The 17792-nt window shown below is 36.9% G+C and carries 13 protein-coding genes and 1 pseudogene; 1 reads left to right on the top strand and 13 read right to left on the bottom strand.

Translation table 11 applies throughout. The features are described from left to right. Window positions 1-7 precede the first annotated feature (7 nt). The 13 genes and pseudogenes from uvrA to HMPREF0518_RS03145 form a co-directional block, all read right to left on the bottom strand. The gene (uvrA, locus tag HMPREF0518_RS03205) at window positions 8-2848 is read right to left on the bottom strand and encodes an excinuclease ABC subunit UvrA (RefSeq protein ID WP_020829083.1); all 2841 of its coding nucleotides are present in this window, start codon (window positions 2846-2848) and stop codon (window positions 8-10) included. Continuing rightward, window positions 2838-4886 (bottom strand): excinuclease ABC subunit UvrB, encoded by a 2049-nt coding sequence (gene uvrB / locus HMPREF0518_RS03200; protein ID WP_003626026.1) that lies wholly within the window; start codon window positions 4884-4886, stop codon window positions 2838-2840. The genes uvrA and uvrB overlap by 11 nt, the downstream gene beginning before the upstream one ends. A 102-nt stretch (window positions 4887-4988) precedes the next feature. Then, complete coding sequence (locus HMPREF0518_RS03195) at window positions 4989-6713, bottom strand: phospho-sugar mutase (protein ID WP_003626025.1); 1725 nt, start codon at window positions 6711-6713, stop codon at window positions 4989-4991. 100 nt (window positions 6714-6813) lie between these two features. Further along, window positions 6814-7206 (bottom strand): GlgC family sugar phosphate nucleotidyltransferase, encoded by a 393-nt coding sequence (locus tag HMPREF0518_RS10920; protein ID WP_020829081.1) that lies wholly within the window; start codon window positions 7204-7206, stop codon window positions 6814-6816. A 330-nt stretch (window positions 7207-7536) separates the two neighbouring features. After that, a complete protein-coding gene (locus HMPREF0518_RS03185) occupies window positions 7537-8556 on the bottom strand; it encodes an NAD(P)H-dependent glycerol-3-phosphate dehydrogenase (RefSeq protein ID WP_003626023.1) in 1020 nt (339 codons plus the stop codon). 41 nt (window positions 8557-8597) lie between these two features. Beyond that, the gene (gene lgt / locus HMPREF0518_RS03180) at window positions 8598-9437 is read right to left on the bottom strand and encodes a prolipoprotein diacylglyceryl transferase (protein ID WP_003626022.1); all 840 of its coding nucleotides are present in this window, start codon (window positions 9435-9437) and stop codon (window positions 8598-8600) included. Continuing rightward, complete coding sequence (hprK, locus tag HMPREF0518_RS03175) at window positions 9430-10398, bottom strand: HPr(Ser) kinase/phosphatase (RefSeq protein WP_003626021.1); 969 nt, start codon at window positions 10396-10398, stop codon at window positions 9430-9432. Before hprK ends, lgt begins: the two co-directional genes overlap by 8 nt. A gap of 16 nt (window positions 10399-10414) precedes the next feature. Further along, window positions 10415-10692: pseudogene (locus HMPREF0518_RS03170) on the bottom strand (hypothetical protein). A gap of 7 nt (window positions 10693-10699) precedes the next feature. Then, window positions 10700-11816, bottom strand: a protein-coding gene (gene prfB, locus HMPREF0518_RS03165) for a peptide chain release factor 2 (protein ID WP_154645738.1) whose coding sequence is annotated in 2 segments (ribosomal slippage) — window positions 10700-11743 and window positions 11745-11816 — 1116 coding nt in all. Because the reading frame shifts where the segments join, the coding sequence is not laid out codon by codon here. A gap of 82 nt (window positions 11817-11898) precedes the next feature. Beyond that, window positions 11899-14298 carry a preprotein translocase subunit SecA gene (gene secA, locus HMPREF0518_RS03160; protein ID WP_003626018.1) on the bottom strand — a complete coding sequence of 800 codons (2400 nt, stop codon included), beginning with the start codon at window positions 14296-14298 and terminating at the stop codon, window positions 11899-11901. A 139-nt stretch (window positions 14299-14437) separates the two neighbouring features. Continuing rightward, window positions 14438-14983 (bottom strand): ribosome hibernation-promoting factor, HPF/YfiA family, encoded by a 546-nt coding sequence (hpf, locus tag HMPREF0518_RS03155; protein ID WP_012211611.1) that lies wholly within the window; start codon window positions 14981-14983, stop codon window positions 14438-14440. A gap of 77 nt (window positions 14984-15060) precedes the next feature. Then, entirely contained in the window at window positions 15061-15756 is a 696-nt protein-coding gene (locus HMPREF0518_RS03150) for a ComFC family protein (protein ID WP_003633427.1), read from the bottom strand. Next, a complete protein-coding gene (locus HMPREF0518_RS03145; RefSeq protein WP_003626014.1) occupies window positions 15753-17039 on the bottom strand; it encodes a helicase-related protein in 1287 nt (428 codons plus the stop codon). Before HMPREF0518_RS03145 ends, HMPREF0518_RS03150 begins: the two co-directional genes overlap by 4 nt. A 44-nt stretch (window positions 17040-17083) precedes the next feature. On the opposite strand from HMPREF0518_RS03145, the gene HMPREF0518_RS03140 reads away from it, so the two are divergent. Then, a complete protein-coding gene (locus HMPREF0518_RS03140; protein WP_003626011.1) occupies window positions 17084-17746 on the top strand; it encodes a YigZ family protein in 663 nt (220 codons plus the stop codon). The last annotated feature ends 46 nt before the right edge of the window (window positions 17747-17792 follow it).

Here is a 17792-nt window from a genome sequence, read left to right as displayed (position 1 = left end):
CTACTTTTTATTTTTCTGCATCCCTAGTTAATTTAGTATCACGCTTTAAAACTGGCTTTAAATATTGACCAGTATAGCTCTCTTTTACCTCAGCTATTTCTTCAGGCGTTCCTGTAGCAACAACATTGCCGCCACCCTCACCGCCTTCAGGTCCTAAATCAATAATCCAATCGGCATTTTTAATCACGTCTAAATTATGTTCAATTACTAAAGCGGTATTTCCTTCATCAACTAAACGCTGCAGAACTTCAAGCAAACGTTTAATGTCGTCAGTATGCAAACCTGTCGTTGGTTCATCCAAAATATAGAAATTCTTACCAGTTGACAGTTTTTGCAACTCTGCCGCTAACTTCATTCTTTGGGCTTCTCCACCAGATAAAGTTGTAGCAGATTGACCTAATTTAACATAGCCTAACCCTACATCGACAATGGTTTGCAGTTTACGTGCAATTTTAGGAATATTTTCAAAGAACTTGCATGCTTCATTAATTGTCATATCAAGCACTTGAGCAATATTCTTTTCACGATAAGTTACTTCCAAAGTTTCTGAATTATAACGGCTGCCGTGACAAACCTCACATGGAACATACACATCTGGCAAGAAGTTCATTTCGATCTTAATAATTCCGTCACCATGACATGCTTCGCACCGGCCGCCTTTAACGTTAAATGAAAAACGTGCTTTAGTATAGCCTCTCATCTTAGCTTCATTTGTTTGGGCAAAGAGCGTACGAATGTCATCAAATACACTGGTATAAGTAGCTGGGTTACTGCGTGGAGTACGTCCAATAGGACTTTGATCAATATCGATTATTTTTTCAATATTCTTATACCCACGAATCGACTTATATTTGCCTGGCTTAGTTGAATTATGATTTAATTTCTGAGCCAATACTCGCTTCAAAATCATGTTAACCAGGGTTGATTTACCTGAACCTGAAACACCACTAACTACGATAAATTTTCCTAAAGGAAAATCAACGTTGATATTCTTCAAGTTGTTTTCTTGTGCACCAGTAATAGTGATCTTCTTACCATTGCCCTTACGCCGCTTCAATGGAACAGGAACAAATTTTTTACCAGACAAATATTGCCCAGTTAATGATTTAGGATTCTTTTCTACTTCTTCTGGCGTACCTTGAGCCATTACCTTACCGCCATATACACCGGCACCTGGTCCCATATCAATCAGATAATCGGCTTGACGCATGGTCTCATTATCATGTTCAACCACAATCAAGGAGTTGCCTAAGTCCCGCATTCTCTTAAGTGAAGCAATTAATCGATCATTATCACGTTGATGAAGTCCAATTGAAGGTTCATCTAAAACATACATAACTCCTGACAAGTTAGAACCAATTTGAGTAGCCAAACGAATACGTTGAGCTTCCCCACCAGATAAAGTATTAGCAGAACGAGAAAGAGTTAAATAATCTAATCCTACACTATCCAAGAATGAAAGACGATCACATACTTCTTTCAAAATCGGCTTAGCAATCACAGTTTCTTGTTCGCTTAATTTGACGCTCTTAAAGAAATCCAAAGATTTACTAATTGAAAGTTCAGAAGCTTCAGCGATATCCTTACCCATCACTTTTACAGCCAGAGCTTTTTCATTCAATCGTTTACCGTGACAAGTTGAACAAGTCAGTTCTGTCATATACTTGCCCATTACATCACGCATGAATTTAGACATTGGATGCTTATAACGTCTTTCGACATTATCCATTACTCCTTCAAATGGCTGGGTTGTATCATTGACGCCAAAATCACCGGTAACATGGAATTTAACCGGCTTAGTTGAACCGTGAAGAATTGTCTCTCTTTGCTTTTTAGTCAATTTATTAAAAGGCTTATTCATTGGAATATCGAGTGCTGCACAGGCTTGCTCCAACATTTCAGTATAATAATTGGACGTCTTCCAAGGAGCTAATGCACCTTCTGCTAAAGTTTTACTCTTATCAGGCACAACCAAATCTTCATCAACTGCTAAATTCATCCCTAATCCATCACAATCAGGACAAGCACCAAATGGCGCATTAAATGAGAAGAGTCTTGGTTCCATTTCTCCTACTGTAAAGCCACACTTAGGACAAGCGTAATATTCGGAAAAGTTAAGCATCTCGTCGCCAATGACATCAACATTCATGTAGCCATCGGATAAACGAAGTGCTGATTCAATTGAGTCAAACAAACGAGATTTAATGCTGTCTTTCATGATCAAGCGATCTACCACAATATCAATGTTATGACGCTTATTTTTAGCTAAATTAAATTCTTCGCCAATTTCATGCATCTCGCCATCGACAATAACACGGACATAGCCTGCACGTTGTACTCGCTTAAAAACATCCTTATGTTCACCACGTTTAGCTCGAATAACGGGGGCTAATAATTGAATTTTCGTTCTTTCTGGTAAAGCCATGATGCGATCTACCATTTGATCAACTGATTGTCGTTCAATTAAAGTTCCATCATTAGGACAAATAGGATGACCTACACGAGCCCACAAAAGACGCAAATAGTCATTGATTTCCGTTACCGTTCCTACAGTTGAACGCGGATTATGTGATGTAGTTTTTTGATCAATTGAAATAGCAGGATTTAATCCATCAATTGAATCAACATCTGGCTTATCCATTTGCCCCAAGAATTGTCTAGCATAACTAGAAAGTGATTGCACATAACGCCTTCTACCTTCGGCATATAAGGTATCAAAGGCTAAAGAACTCTTACCAGATCCCGATAGACCAGTAACTACTACTAATTTATTTTTAGGAATAGTTACATCGATATCTTTTAAATTATGTTCTCGTGCACCACGAATAACGATCTTATCATTTACCATTAAAAGCTTTCCCCTTTTTTGTCTTTGGTTTTCTAGATGACTTTTGTAAATCGATAATAGCATCCCGCAAGTTAGCCGCTTCTTCAAAGTCGAGCTTCTTAGCAGCCTCTTTCATCTGTTCTTGCAGATTCTTAATCATCGTCTTCTTTTGACTAGCAGTTAATTCATCGAAGTTCAAATCAGCAAAGCTATCAGATTTCTTATCCTTATCACCACTTGATGGCTTAGTAATAGATATTACATCCTGAACAGGTTTGATGATTGTCTTAGGTGTAATTCCATGTTCTTTGTTAAACTCTTCTTGGATCTTACGCCGTCTCTTAGTTGCATTGATCGCAGCTCTCATAGAATCAGTAATCGTATCTGCATACATGATTACCTCACCATTTGCATTACGAGCCGCACGTCCCATTGTTTGAACTAATGGACGATATGCACGCAGGAAACCTTCTTTATCTGCATCCAAGATAGCTACGAGTGAAACTTCTGGCACATCTATACCTTCACGCAGCAAATTGATTCCAATTAACACATCAAATTTACCTAAACGTAAATCACGAAGAATTTTCATTCGCTCTAAAGTTTTAATATCAGAGTGCAGATATTGCACCTTAATACCTAAATCTTTTAGATAATCAGTCAGATCTTCTGCCATCTTTTTAGTCAAAGTTGTAACAAATACCCGTTCATTGCGATCTATTCGTTTATTAATTTCTCCAACTAGATCATCAATTTGCCCTTCAATTGGTCTTACCTCAATTTTTGGATCCAGCAATCCTGTTGGTCGAATAATCTGTTCTACTTTATGATTAGTTCGCTCTAATTCATAATCACCCGGTGTGGCAGAAACATAAAGTATTTGATGAACATGCTTTTCAAATTCAGATAACTTAAGCGGGCGGTTATCAAGAGCTGAAGGCAAACGGAAACCATAATCAATCAAAGTTTGCTTACGATTACGGTCACCATTGTACATTGCACGAATTTCAGGCATAGTCGCATGGGATTCATCAATTAAAGTCAAGAAATCATCTGGGAAGAAATCGAGCAAGGTATAAGGCGGCTCACCAGCTTTTCTGCCTTCCATATGACGAGAATAATTTTCAATTCCATTGGTATAACCAACTTCACTCATCATTTCCATATCATATGTAGTACGTTGTTTAATTCTTTCAGCCTCTAGAAGTTTGCCTTCACCTTCAAACTTCTTTACCTGAACCTTCATTTCCTTAGAAATCGCCTTAAGCGCACGACGCAACTGATCATCATTAGTCATAAAGTGCGTAGCTGGGAATAAAGAAATGCTTTCTCTTTCACCAATTACCTCTCCAGTCAAAGAGTCAATTTCAACAATGCGATCAATTTCATCCCCGAAAAATTCAATCCGATAAGCATGATTAGAATTGCCAGCTGGAAAAATTTCTACAACATCCCCACGAACGCGGAAACGTCCTCGTTGAAAATCGATGTCGTTACGATCATACTGCAAATTTACTAAATCACGTAATAACACATTACGATCATATTCTTGACCTTCATGAATCATCAGAACGCTGCGAGCATATTCCTTTGGATCACCCAAACCATAGATTGACGAAACAGAAGCAACAACAATTACGTCATTACGCTCCATTAAAGCTGATGTAGTGGCGTGGCGCAACTGATCAATTTCATCATTGATAGCTGAATCCTTTTCGATATAAGTATCAGATTGCGGAACATAAGCTTCTGGTTGGTAGTAATCGTAGTAAGATACAAAATACTCAACAGCATTATGAGGAAAGAAGCTTTTAAACTCACCATAAAGTTGACCCACTAAAGTTTTGTTATGCGTAATTACTAAAGTAGGTTTATTCAAGTTAGCGATAATGTTGGCCATAGTAAAAGTTTTCCCAGTACCAGTGGCACCCTCTAGAATTTGTTCTTTATAGCCTTTTTTAAAGCCGGCCGTCAATTTATCAATAGCCTGCTCTTGGTCCCCTGCTGGCTTAAACTTAGACACTAATTCAAATTTGCGATCTTTTTGTCGTGTAATCATGCTTTCCTCCTCATGAAAAAAGTTGGACCAAATTGTCCAACTTTCTAATTAGTATTTATATTTTACTACCACGAACGTGTTTTCGCACGAAATATGCCCATTTTATTTAAGAAGTTCAGCTAAAGCTGCTTGGTAATCTTGTGCAGCCTTTTCTGCAGTTGCAATATCCTTCTTATTTACACCAACATAAGCCTTAATAACTGGTTCAGTACCTGATGGACGAAGAGCAACCCAGGTTTCATCATCTAAGAAATATTTCAAAACGTTAGATTCTGGGAAGCCTTCAAGTGGTGTTACATTGCAATTTTCAATAGTTTCTTTCTTTAAGAAATCTTGAATCTTGTTAACTTTAACGCCATTGATTTCACTTAAGTGTTCATTACGCAATTTACTCATAAGTTCAGCCATCTTCTTTTGACCGCCGATACCTGGCATTTCGATAGCCTTGGTAATTTCGTAAGCTACGCCGTACTTATTCCAGATTTCTTGCAAGCCATCAAAAACAGTCATGCCCTTAGAAGCATAGTAACTAGCAACTTCGGCAAACATCAATGCACCTTGCATAGCATCCTTGTCTCTAGCAAATGGTTTGAACAAGTAGCCATAGCTTTCTTCAAAACCCATCAGGAACTTGGCATCGCCAGCCTTCTTCATACGGTCAACTTCTTCACCAATGTACTTGAAGCCAGTCAAAACGTGCTTAGTCTTAATGCCAAAGTCTTCTGCAATCTTGAATGGCAAAGCACTTGAAACAACTGAAGTAACGATTTCATAATCACTAGTCAACTTGCCGCTTTCCTTCATATGAACAAGCAAGTAGTAAGCCATCAACGTAGCAATTTGATTACCAGTCAAAACTTGGAAATCACCGTCAGATTTTCTTACGGCTGCACCCATTCTGTCAGCATCTGGGTCGGTAGCAATAATTACGTTAGCTTTGACTTTATCAGCTAATTTAAAGCCTGGTTCAAAAACATCACGATATTCTGGGTTAGGCTTGATTGTAGTTGGAAATTCTGGATCAATAATTGATTGAATAGGAACAGGAATCACATTATCAAATCCACCTTGTCTAAATGCACGATCATAAAGCATCTTACCTGTACCATGAAGTGGGGTATAAATAATCTTTAACTTATCAGCATTTGCCTTAACCATTTCTGGGTCGACAGTTACTTGCTTTAATTCTTGCAAATAATCTTCATCAACGTCTTCACCGATTAATTGCAAAGTACCATTTGCACGCAATTCTTGGACAGGTGCGGCCTTAACCCCAAAAATGTCAGTAACTTTTTGAGCATAAGCAAATAAACGATCTGCGTTTTCTGGTGCCATTTGTGCACCATCTTCGCCATAAACTTTGTAACCATTATATTGCTTAGCATTGTGAGAAGCAGTGATGTTAATACCTGCAAAAGTATGCAAGTGACGAACAGCATATGAAAGCTCAGGTGTTGGTCTTAAATCATCAAATAAATATACATGAATTCTATGTGCACCTAAAATACGAGCGGCATGTTCCGCAAATTCTCTTGAATGATATCTTGAGTCAAATGAAATAGCTACTCCACGCTTTTTAGCTTCTTCACCATTTTCATCAATCAATCGTGCTAAACCTTCAGTAACTCTGCCAACTGTAAAAAGATTGATTCTATTAGTACCAGGTTCAAGACGCCCTCTCATCCCTGCAGTACCAAAATTAATATCTTGACCAAAGGCATCTTCAATCCATTTTTCATCTTTACCTAAAGTATCTAATTGGTCTCTTAAATAATCAGGTAAATTATTAGCATTTTGCCATTCTTCAAAACTTTCTCTTGCGTTCATATTTTCCTCTATTCATCAAAATAAATACAACAGCGGATTTTAAAGCTGTCTTTTCAACTATTTCTTATTATCTAGTAACAATTATAAAACTTCTGCTTTATTAATTTAACGTTTTGCTTATTAAAAAGTTATTTTTTTCAAATATTCCATTTTTAGCTGGAATGACTCTGTTTTTTTCTGTTCTCATAATTAATTGTTTTACTAGGTCAGGAATGGCATAAAAAGCAGCTTGTTGTAAATTCAAAATTAAATCCTGATCTGTACTATTAAACCAAAAGAGTGCGATTGTATTTTCATCATAACGGACAATTCCCGTTAAATTTTGAAAATCATTGATGATCCCTATTCGACCATCTTTATCTTCCACTACGGCACCATTACCAATTTCAGCATTTTCACCTACAATCGCATGTTTAATCCCAGCGTTTTTTCCGATCTTCACCCCTGGCATGATCACAGAGTCGATAATTTGAGCTCCTTTTTGAACATCCACATTTGTTCCCTCCTTTCTTTTTAAGATTATATCAAACATATGTTTAAGAAAGAAGTGGGGACCAAGCAAAAAAACAAAAGAAAAAGGCCGGAGAAAACACGGGATTAAAATCCCGTGTTTTCTCCGGCAATTAATCAATAAATACCTACTTTCTTTTTAATGAATGCGTTTTCTATAATCGAATATATTTTTATTATAAGTTTTTTCTTATATAAATAACACTTTTTTGATAGTTAATTTATCCTTGTCAAATCTTAATGAACGATACCAAAGCAAACAAAAAAGACATTGTTCAAATGAACAATATCTTCAGTCTATTATTACTAAATATTAAAGACGGATTTCTGGCTTAGGATCTCTACCCATCATTTGCTTAATTTCTTCAGCTACATCAGTATTTTCATAGAGAACACGGTAAATAGCATCACAAATTGGCATATCGATGTTCTTTTCTTCACTAAGTTCGTGAACAGCCTTCACAGTAGTTGCACCTTCAACTACTTGACCCATGTTTTTAAGAACGTAATCTAAGCTCTTGCCTTCACCAATTTGTTTACCAGCACGCCAGTTACGTGAGTTAACTGAGGTACAAGTAACAATTAAGTCACCAATACCTGATAAACCACTGAATGTCATTGGCTTAGCACCAAAGTAGTTAACGCCTAAACGAGTAATTTCAGCCAAACCTCTAGTCATAAGTGCGGCTTTAGCATCATCGCCATAGCCTTGTCCTACTAAAATACCGGCAGCAATGGCAATAACGTTCTTAACGGCACCACCAACTTCTACACCAACTAAATCATCGTTGGTGTAAAAACGAACGTAGTCGTTTGAGAAAATCTTTTGAACTTTTTTAGCATTTTCTTCATCAGTTGAAGCACATGCAATAGCAGTTAAGTCCTTTTGAGCAACATTTTCAGCATGACTTGGACCAGAAATAGCTACAATCTTATCTTCGTCATTTGGATAAACTTCTTCAGTTAAGATTTCTGAAATTAGCTTCTTAGTACCTGGTTCAATACCCTTAGTTGCAGTAACTAAAAGTGGCTTAGCACCTGTTTTGTCCAGTACTTTACGTACATTTTTAGCAACAATTCTTACTGCCTTAGTTGGTAAAACGAATAAAACTAATTCTGCACCGTTAAGTGCTTCTTCAAGATCTCCAGTAGCCTTAGCATTTTCATTCAATTTCCAATCTTTCATGTAGTGACTATTAGTATGAGTCTTATTAATTTCTTCGTTAACACTTTCGATATTGCCATAAAGAGTTACGTCATTACCGTTATCGGCTAACATTGAACCTAAAACTGAACCCCATGAACCATTACCTAAAACTGCAATCTTTGTCATTTTCTCTCTCAAACTTTCTAATTGAAATTTTATTATCTAAACTAATCTCTTGTATATGGATATTTTAACCCACTACCTTGCAAATACCACTTTGGTTTAACAACTTTACGACGATAAATCCATAAAATAATCGTCGCAATAAACAAAACCAAGCTTAATGCTTGTGATACTCGAATCATACCAAAGGCATACAGGCTATCCGTTCTCAGACCCTCAACAAAGAATCTTACTACACTATACCAAAGAAGATAAGTCATGAAAACTTCTCCTTGCTTAAATACGTGTTTTCGATGACGCAAAGACAGAATCAAAATTAAGCCTATCAAGTTAAAAAAAGACTCATAAAGAAAAGTAGGCTGGTAATATGTTCCACCTATTTTCATTTGTTGAATAATAAACTCTGGTAAATGCAAACTTTGTAAAAAATGAAGTGTAGCTGGACTACCGTGCGCCTCTTGATTTACAAAGTTGCCCCAGCGTCCTAAGATTTGAGCGGCCATTACACCTGGCGTAATGATATCTAACATCAAAAACGGTGGTAGCATTCTTTTGTAACAAAAAACTAAAAGTACTACTAGACCTGCGATCAATCCACCATAAATTGCGATACCACCATGCCAAATAGCAATAATTTGATCCGGATGCTGAGAATAGTATCCCCATTCGAAAATCACGTAATATATTCTAGCACCTACATAGCCTAATGGCACAGCCCATAAGAGCAAATCAATAAAATCATCACTGATTATTTGTCTTTTCTTGCCTTCCTCAATGGACATCCACGTAGCAAGTATAATTGCCACGGCCATAATAATACCGTACCATTTTACGCTTAAATTTCCTAATTGAAATGCAACCGGATTAATTACCATATTAATCATTATGTGGTTCCTTATTTGTATCCTCTTTTGAATGTTCTGAAATTAAACTGGTTAAATTATTATCAAAAGTTTGTGTAGCATCGTAACCCATTTGCTTAGCTCTGAAGTTCATTGCAGCTACCTCGATAATACTTTCGATGTTACGTCCAACCTTAACTGGAATATTAACTTGTGGAATAGGCACGTTGCAAAGCGTGCGCGTATTTTCTTCAAAGCCCAAACGATCATAGTTAGCCTTGGGATCCCAGTTAACCAAGTTAATTACCAATTGAATCTCAGTTCTACTCTTTACAGCACCAGCACCAAATAAGTTCATCACGTCAATGATCCCGATACCTCTGACTTCCATCAAGTGACGCAAAATCTTTGGAGCTTCACCTACAACTGTGTTGTGATCCTTTTGGAAGGCATCTACTCGGTCATCCGCTATTAAACGGTGGCCTCTTTGAACTAAACCTAGTGCCGTTTCAGATTTACCAACACCAGAAGCACCCGTTAGCAAGACACCCATACCCTTAATTTCAACCAAAACGCCATGGATACTGGTTCTTTTAGCCAAACGTGCTCGCAAATATTCAGTTAAAATACTTGAAATATAGGTAGTTGATTCGCCAGTCCGCAAAATTGGAATATCAGCTTCTTCTGCGGCTTCTGATAATTCCTTAGGCACAGGTAAAGAACGTGATATTAAAAAGCATGGTGTGGCTTTAGTCGCCATTTTATTGAAAACATGCATTCTAATGTCATGGTCTAATCTAGCAGCATATGAAATTTCAGTACGACCTAATAATTGAATACGTTGTGCAGGATAAAAATCAAAGTATCCCGTTAACTCTAATCCCGGACGATAAATATCAGAAACATATATTTTATCATCCTTAATATATTCATGTCCTTGATATACCTCAAGAATACTCTTATTGTCCTTAATTAAATTGCTTAATTTTACTGCATCGGCCATAGTGATTACCTCCCAACTATTTATCGATATTTTTTGTAATCACATTTTTAGCTTTTTTCGTGCGCGAGTCTGTGACTGAATAGAATTAACATTTTTAAACCAATCATAGTAATTACCACTACTTGGCATATTATTCTTATTTTTTCTTCCAGTAAACCAGCCAATTAGCCAAATAACTGCGATTGCAATTAAAGCTACTGGCAACAAGAGAATAAATGCTTTAAAAAAGACAAATAATAAACTTAAAATAATTAACGCTATTAAAACTAACGTTACAATGCCTAAAAAACTCATCTTTCATTTACTCCGGATTTTCTTGACTAAGAAGCCATTGCAAATATGAATAAATAAATGGTTGCAATTTTCCATCCATTACGCCATTTACATCTGCAGTTTCATACCCTGTACGTAAATCTTTAACTAAATTATATGGGTGGAAAACATAGGACCTAATTTGTGATCCCCAGCCGATTTCCTTTTGATCACCTTTTAAAGCTTGCTTTTGCTTTCGTTTTTTCTCTTCTTCCAAATGGAAAAGCTTAGCTCTTAATTCATTCATTGCAGTTTCACGGTTTTGAAGCTGTGAACGCTGAGCTTGAGAAGTAGTAACAATTCCTGTAGGCAAGTGAGTGATTCTAACAGCACTAGAAGTTTTGTTAATGTGTTGTCCACCGGCACCACTAGAGCGATAGACATCAATTCGCAAATCCTTAGGATCAATATCAATTTTAATACTATCATCTATTTCGGGAATTACTTCTACCGAAGCAAACGAAGTGTGTCGTCTTTTAGCAGCATCAAAAGGTGATATTATAACCAAACGATGGACACCATTTTCTGATTTAAGCATCCCATAAGCATTATTTCCACTGATTCTAACGCTTACGCTCTTAAGGCCAGCTTCTTCACCAGGTTCATAATCATTAATCTCAAATTTGAAACCTGCTGCATCACAGTATCTTTGATACATCCGAAAAAGCATTTGCCCCCAATCCATGGCTTCAGTACCACCAGCACCTGGGTGAATTTCAAGCAATGCATTATGACTATCGTATTTACCTGATAACAATAAGTCTAATTCATAATTATGAAACGCTTCTTGCAGATCTTTTAAATCAGTTTCAACTTCCTGCTGCAAATCAGCATCTGGTTCTGCTCGCAACAATTCAAGAGCAGTTAATTCATCTTCATAATCCTGTTGTAATTTTAAAAACGAATCACGTTTCTCTTTTAACAAATTATTATCACTAATTAATTTTTGGGCACCTTCTTGGTCATCCCAAAAACCAGTCTGCATCATCTTTGCTTCATTTATTTCGATGCTTTCATCAATTGCATCAAGGTCAAAGAGACCCCCTAAAGTGATCTAGGCGCTTCTTTAGTTCGTCTAGCACACTTTGAATTTCACTAATTTCCATAATACACCAAATTCCTTTTACTAAAATTGCAAAAAAAGGAAAGCTGTTAACTCCCCTTCTTTCTTTATTAACGACTAATATATTAACGACTAATATTTTGTCTAATTTCAGCCTTCATGAACAAACGAGTTACATCAAATTCAATATTTGAAATCATTTCTTCAAACATTCTGTAACCAGAATCTTGATATTCAACAAGCGGATTAAGCTGTCCATAACCACGAAGACCAATTGATTGACGCAATTGATCCATTGCATCAATATGATCAGTCCAGCGATCATCAACAACACGCAAGATAACAACCTTTTCGAATTCAAGCATTTGACTAGGATCGCCCAATGCTTTTTCTTTATCTTCGAAGTTCTTTTCTACAATGTCGTATAACTTTTTCTTTAAGTCTTCAACACTGATAGTCTTAAAATCAATTGAGTCTGTAACTTGTTCAGAAGTCAAACTTGAAGAAATAAAGTCGCGCAATGAATCAAGACGCCATTCACTTCTATCGCCTTGAGTAAACATATCAACTTGACTATCAATTGTACGGTGAATCATTGGAATCAAAACATTCTTCAATGACTTGTCAGCATCAATTACTTGCATTCTTTCACCGTAAATAATTTCACGTTGAATACGCATAACATCATCGTATTGCAAAGTCTGTTTACGAATATCGTAGTTGTTACCTTCAACACGTTTTTGAGCTGATTCCACTTGACGGGTAATCAAACGACTTTCAATCACTTTATCATCATCATTATCTGATAAACGATCTAAGAAGTCCTTAACACGATCTCCACCGAAACGCTTCATCAAGTCATCTTCAAGTGACAAATAGAAACGAGTATAACCAGGGTCACCCTGACGACCAGAACGACCACGAAGCTGGTTATCAATACGACGTGATTCATGTCGTTCAGTACCAATTACGGCTAAACCACCAAGTTCTTTCACACCAGGCCCAAGCTTAATATCAGTACCACGACCAGCCATGTTAGTAGCAATAGTAACAGCTCCACGTTGACCGGCATTCATAATGATTTGAGCTTCCTTAGCGTGATTCTTAGCGTTCAAAACAGCATGTGGAATTCCTGCTTCATCAAGCAAGTGGCTAAGTCTTTCTGAACTTTCAATGGCAACAGTACCAACCAAAACAGGTTGACCATTAGCATGGCGCTTCTTAATTTCTTCAACTACAGCATGGAATTTTGAATCCAAAGTTGGGTACAAAATATCAGGCATATCTTTTCTGGCAATTGGACGGTTAGTTGGAATTGTGATTACCTGCATGTTGTAGATTTCACGGAATTCTTCTTCTTCAGTCTTAGCAGTACCAGTCATACCAGATAGCTTCTTGTACATTCTGAAAAAATTCTGGTAAGTAATTGTAGCTTGAGTCTTAGATTCTTCTTGAATCTTAACGCCTTCCTTAGCTTCAATGGCTTGGTGCAATCCGTCTGAATAACGACGTCCTTCCATTACACGACCAGTGAATGAGTCAACGATCAAAACTTCACCATCTTGAACAACGTAGTCAATGTCCTTAAGCATGATGTAGTTAGCACGAAGAGCTTGATCGATATGGTGAACCAGCTTTTGGTTTTCAACATCATATAAGTTTCTTAAACCAAAGTGTTTACATGCCTTCTCAATACCAGTTCTGGTAAGAGAAATAGTCTTAGTTGGCCAATCGATCTTGTAATCGCCATAATCTTCGTCATCATCCACATCGTCATCGCTTTTATCTTCTGATAAAGTCTTAACAAAGCGGTCTGCACGAATGTAGTCACTGTTTGCTTGTTCAGCTTCACCAGAAATAATCAATGGCGTTCTAGCTTCATCAATCAAAATTGAGTCAACTTCGTCGATGATAGCGTAATTAAGCGGACGTTGAACCATTTGTTCTTTATAAACAACCATGTTGTCACGCAAATAGTCAAAGCCTAATTCTGAGTTAGTTGAGTAAGTAACATCACAATTATAAGCTTCGCGCTTTTCATCTGGGGACATTGAATTCAAGTTCAAGCCTACAGTCAAACCAAGCCACTTATAGAGTTGACCCATTTCTTCTTCGTCACGACTAGAAAGATATTCGTTAACAGTAACAACGTGAACGCCTTTCCCCTCAAGGGCATTCAAATAAACAGGCATAGTAGCTGTCAAAGTCTTACCTTCACCCGTCATCATTTCGGCAATGTTACCGAAGTGAAGTGCGATACCACCTAAAATTTGAACGTGGAATGGGTAAAGACCAAGAACACGCTTAGCACCTTCACGTGCTACAGCAAATGCTTCTGGCAAAAGATCATCTAAGCTTTCCCCCTTCTTGATCCGTTCACGAAACTCTGGAGTCTTAGCTTGCAATTGTTCATCGGTAAGCTTGCTCATTTCATCAGCATAGCCTTCTACTTTGTTGGCATATTTTTCGAATTTCTTAAGTTCTCTTTTATCGTCGTTATATAATTTCTTTAAAATATTTAGCATGAAATCGATCCTTATATATCGTAAAGTCTAAAAATACAGACTAATTTTAACATGATTATTTATAAATTAAAAACATTCTAAATAAAAACCTCGCATAAATTAAACGCGAGGTTTCGTACTGATAAATATTTTACCTTAATTATTCATTAGTTTCAATTAAACCGTAACGACCATCGTTTCTGCGGTAAACAACACTAATACCATTGGTTTCAGCATCTTCAAATACAAAGAAATCATGTTCCATCATATCCATTTGCAAAATTGCTTCTTCTGGATCCATTGGTTTTAAGCTTACTCGCTTGTTACGAACGATATCAAACTCGCTAGGCTTCTTTTCTTCTTCTTCGGGTTGTTCCACAAAGAAATCTTGTAATCCCTTTTCACGACTCTTTCTGTTTACACGAGTCTTGTACTTTCTAATTTGACGTTCAAGTTTCTCGGAAACGAAGTCAATGCTACGATACATATCGTCCGTGGTCTCTTCTGCTCTCAAAACTAAGTATGGTAAAGGAATAGTAACTTCTACTTTAGCAGAGTGGTCACGGTATACTCTCAAGTTTACGTGTGCAATCACGTCTTGATTTAATTCAAAATATTTTTCTAATTTATTTAACCGTTTTTCTACATAACTTCTTAAAGCATCAGTTACTTCAATATTTTCTCCACGAACATTATACTTTAACATATAAGATTCTCCTTTCACCACAAAGCGTTTTTTTTACAAATATATTATACCAAAAATGTAAGCGTTCCATAATAAATCTATCGACAAATTGAAAAGCTTTCAATATGCATCCCTGGAAAACTTGATGTCAAACAATCTCGTGCATGATAAAGTGTCCGTCCGGTAGTATAAATATCATCTAATAGCAACACTTTCCCTATTTGTATATTTTCTTTTATTTTTATAGTTTTATCAACAAAAAAGCTTTGGGGCGTTTTTAGCCTTTCCTCTTTGTTTTTCTCACCTTGGGCATGACTACCTTCTTTTTTAGCTAAAAGCCGTGTGAGCGGCACAATATCTCCATAAATAGCTAAAATTGTATCAAACTGTCTCTTAGCTCGATGCTCTGGTGAAGTAGGTACTGGCACGTAACAATCAAATTCTGCTTTAGTCAAATACTCCCAGCTCAATTCTTGCAGAACTTCACGTAAAACGTAATCTCCCCTGCGCTTGTACGCCAGCATTAAATCATGGAAAGCAGAATTATAGCGATATAAGGAAAAATTATGCAAAACTTCTCCTTGATACTTTTTTTGCCATTTTTGACAATCAGCACAAATAATTCCCTGTTCCATCATTTTTGAACAAATAGAGCAACGATTTCCTGTTAGTTTTTCAAATTGATTTAAACAATGAAAGCAGATTTTGGGTTGTCTAAAAGTTTTTAACGAAAATATTTGAGCAAAACGAATCGGAGGAATAAACTCTTGCTCACACAATAAACAGCGTCTCATTTATTCATCTCCTTGATCTGCTTAATGCTGATGCGAATATTTTTAGTATAACGATGATAGCAATACAGCACTAAGCCAGTCTTATCGTCTTTTGCTCTACCCACTCGTCCTGCAATCTGCACTAAACTGTCAGCAGTATAAATTGGATCATCAGCTGCAACAATGATTACCCAGACGTTTTTAAAAGTTACTCCACGTTCTAAAATCGTAGTAGTTAAAAGGATGTCATACTTTCGCTGTCTAAAAGCCGCCACCTTTTCTATTCTTTGCGGATCTTGGGCATGTACGCCTGCAATCTTTACATTATCATTTGCCAGCTTCTTTCTTAAAGCTGCTAGATAAACTTGGATCTGTTCAATTCGAGGTATAAAAATTAACAAGGGATGCTCGCTTTTAACGACTTTTATTATTTCAGAAAGCAAATTGACATGAATTTGTCCCTGCCTATTTAAGAAGGGCTTAATAAATAGTTTTTCCCGTGGCACCGGTAAAAGACCACCATGAAAACGTCGATTAAGTTTTAGAATCTGGATTTTCCCTTGTTTAACTTCTGCCAATAAATCATCTGTCGGTGTTGCCGTTAAATAGACACGAACACCATCTTTTTTTACAGCATTTTTAGCCGCAAAATGCAATTGTTCGTTGCCGACATATGGGAAGGAGTCCACTTCATCGATTACTAGCAAATCGAAAGCTTCATAAAATTTCAATAGCTGATGGGTAGTGCAAATCGTTAATTGATCTAAATTAGGCTCTTGGTGTTCGCGACCGTGATATTTACCAATCCCAATTTCAGCAAAAGCCACTTCAAATCGCGGAAATAATTCATTAACCACATCAATTCTTGGTGTAGCAATACAGGCACGCTTCCCCTTTTTCATGCATTCTGCAATTAATTGAAACAGCATCTCGGTCTTTCCTGCTCCAGTTACCGCATGAACTAAGCTATTTTGCTTTTGCTTAAAATTAATAACCAACTTATCTGAAATTTGCTGCTGCAGTGGAGTCAACTGACCTCGCCAAGTCATTCCGCCATCTGACAATTCAGGAAATGCAACTTTTCTGTGGCAGCGTATCAAAAGATCCCCTTCATTTGCTCGCCCTAATCCAATACAAGCGCGGCAATATAATTTGCCACTAGGCAATTTGCATTCAACTTTACTGCCGCAGCGATTGCAAACATGATTTTCAATTACTGGAACTTTGCTACAATCCTCAAGTATGCTAGAATCCTCTTGATTAGCAATCCATTGACGACCTGATAATAGAGTTAAATCTTCCATATTTTTCACCTCTATTATCTATTACGCAAAAAGAGGCGATTTTTTTGTCAAAAGAAGAAAATTTTTTAACAATTAAAGAAAACGGTTCTGCGGAACTAATAATTAAAAAGAGTAAATTTATTGCAAGTATGGCACGAACCACTACTACAGACGAGGCAAACGCATTTATTCAAGAAATTTCAAAAAAGAATCGTGATGCGACCCATAACACATTTGCTTATACCATTGGCTTAAATGATGACCAGGTGAAGGCTAGCGATAACGGTGAGCCCTCAGGTACGGCTGGCATCCCTGAATTAAAGGCTCTGCAATTAATGAACCTAAAAAACGTCACGGTCGTTGTTACTAGATACTTTGGTGGTATTAAATTAGGTGCAGGCGGTTTGATTCGCGCATACTCCAACAGCGTAACCAATGCCGTAGAAAAAATTGGTGTAGTTAAACGCGTATTACAACAAGAACTTATCTTCAGTGTACCTTATAACCGATTTGATGAAGTCGATCATTATCTTAAGACAAATAAGTTTTTTGTAGCTGACACCGAATATGGAGTAGATATCAAAATTCATATTTTCTTAGATATGAATGATCAAGAGCAAACAAAAAAAGATTTAACCAATCTTTTAGCTGGTCAAATCAGTTTCACTAACGGTGAAAAACGGTATAACGAAATTCCGGTTGAACAAAATAACTACCATGAACAATAAAAGAGCTTGGCTGCTAGCCAAACTCTTTTATTTTGTCTTCTTTTTA

The sequence above is a fragment of the Lactobacillus helveticus DSM 20075 = CGMCC 1.1877 genome, from assembly GCF_000160855.1.
Lineage (GTDB): Bacteria > Bacillota > Bacilli > Lactobacillales > Lactobacillaceae > Lactobacillus > Lactobacillus helveticus.
The sequence above is the reverse complement of the archived record's forward strand: the minus strand, read 5'-3'. Positions and strand labels throughout refer to the sequence as shown.

Bases quoted from the DNA above. Each gene is read 5' to 3' on its own strand.
- uvrA (WP_020829083.1), bottom strand. From the start codon at position 2,848: ATGGTAAATGATAAGATCGTTATTCGTGGTGCACGAGAACATAATTTA.
- uvrB (WP_003626026.1), bottom strand. From the start codon at position 4,886: ATGATTACACGACAAAAAGATCGCAAATTTGAATTAGTGTCTAAGTTT.
- HMPREF0518_RS03195 (WP_003626025.1), bottom strand. From the start codon at position 6,713: ATGAACGCAAGAGAAAGTTTTGAAGAATGGCAAAATGCTAATAATTTA.
- HMPREF0518_RS03185 (WP_003626023.1), bottom strand. From the start codon at position 8,556: ATGACAAAGATTGCAGTTTTAGGTAATGGTTCATGGGGTTCAGTTTTA.
- lgt (WP_003626022.1), bottom strand. From the start codon at position 9,437: ATGATTAATATGGTAATTAATCCGGTTGCATTTCAATTAGGAAATTTA.
- hprK (WP_003626021.1), bottom strand. From the start codon at position 10,398: ATGGCCGATGCAGTAAAATTAAGCAATTTAATTAAGGACAATAAGAGT.
- secA (WP_003626018.1), bottom strand. From the start codon at position 14,298: ATGCTAAATATTTTAAAGAAATTATATAACGACGATAAAAGAGAACTT.
- hpf (WP_012211611.1), bottom strand. From the start codon at position 14,983: ATGTTAAAGTATAATGTTCGTGGAGAAAATATTGAAGTAACTGATGCT.
- HMPREF0518_RS03150 (WP_003633427.1), bottom strand. From the start codon at position 15,756: ATGAGACGCTGTTTATTGTGTGAGCAAGAGTTTATTCCTCCGATTCGT.
- HMPREF0518_RS03145 (WP_003626014.1), bottom strand. From the start codon at position 17,039: ATGGAAGATTTAACTCTATTATCAGGTCGTCAATGGATTGCTAATCAA.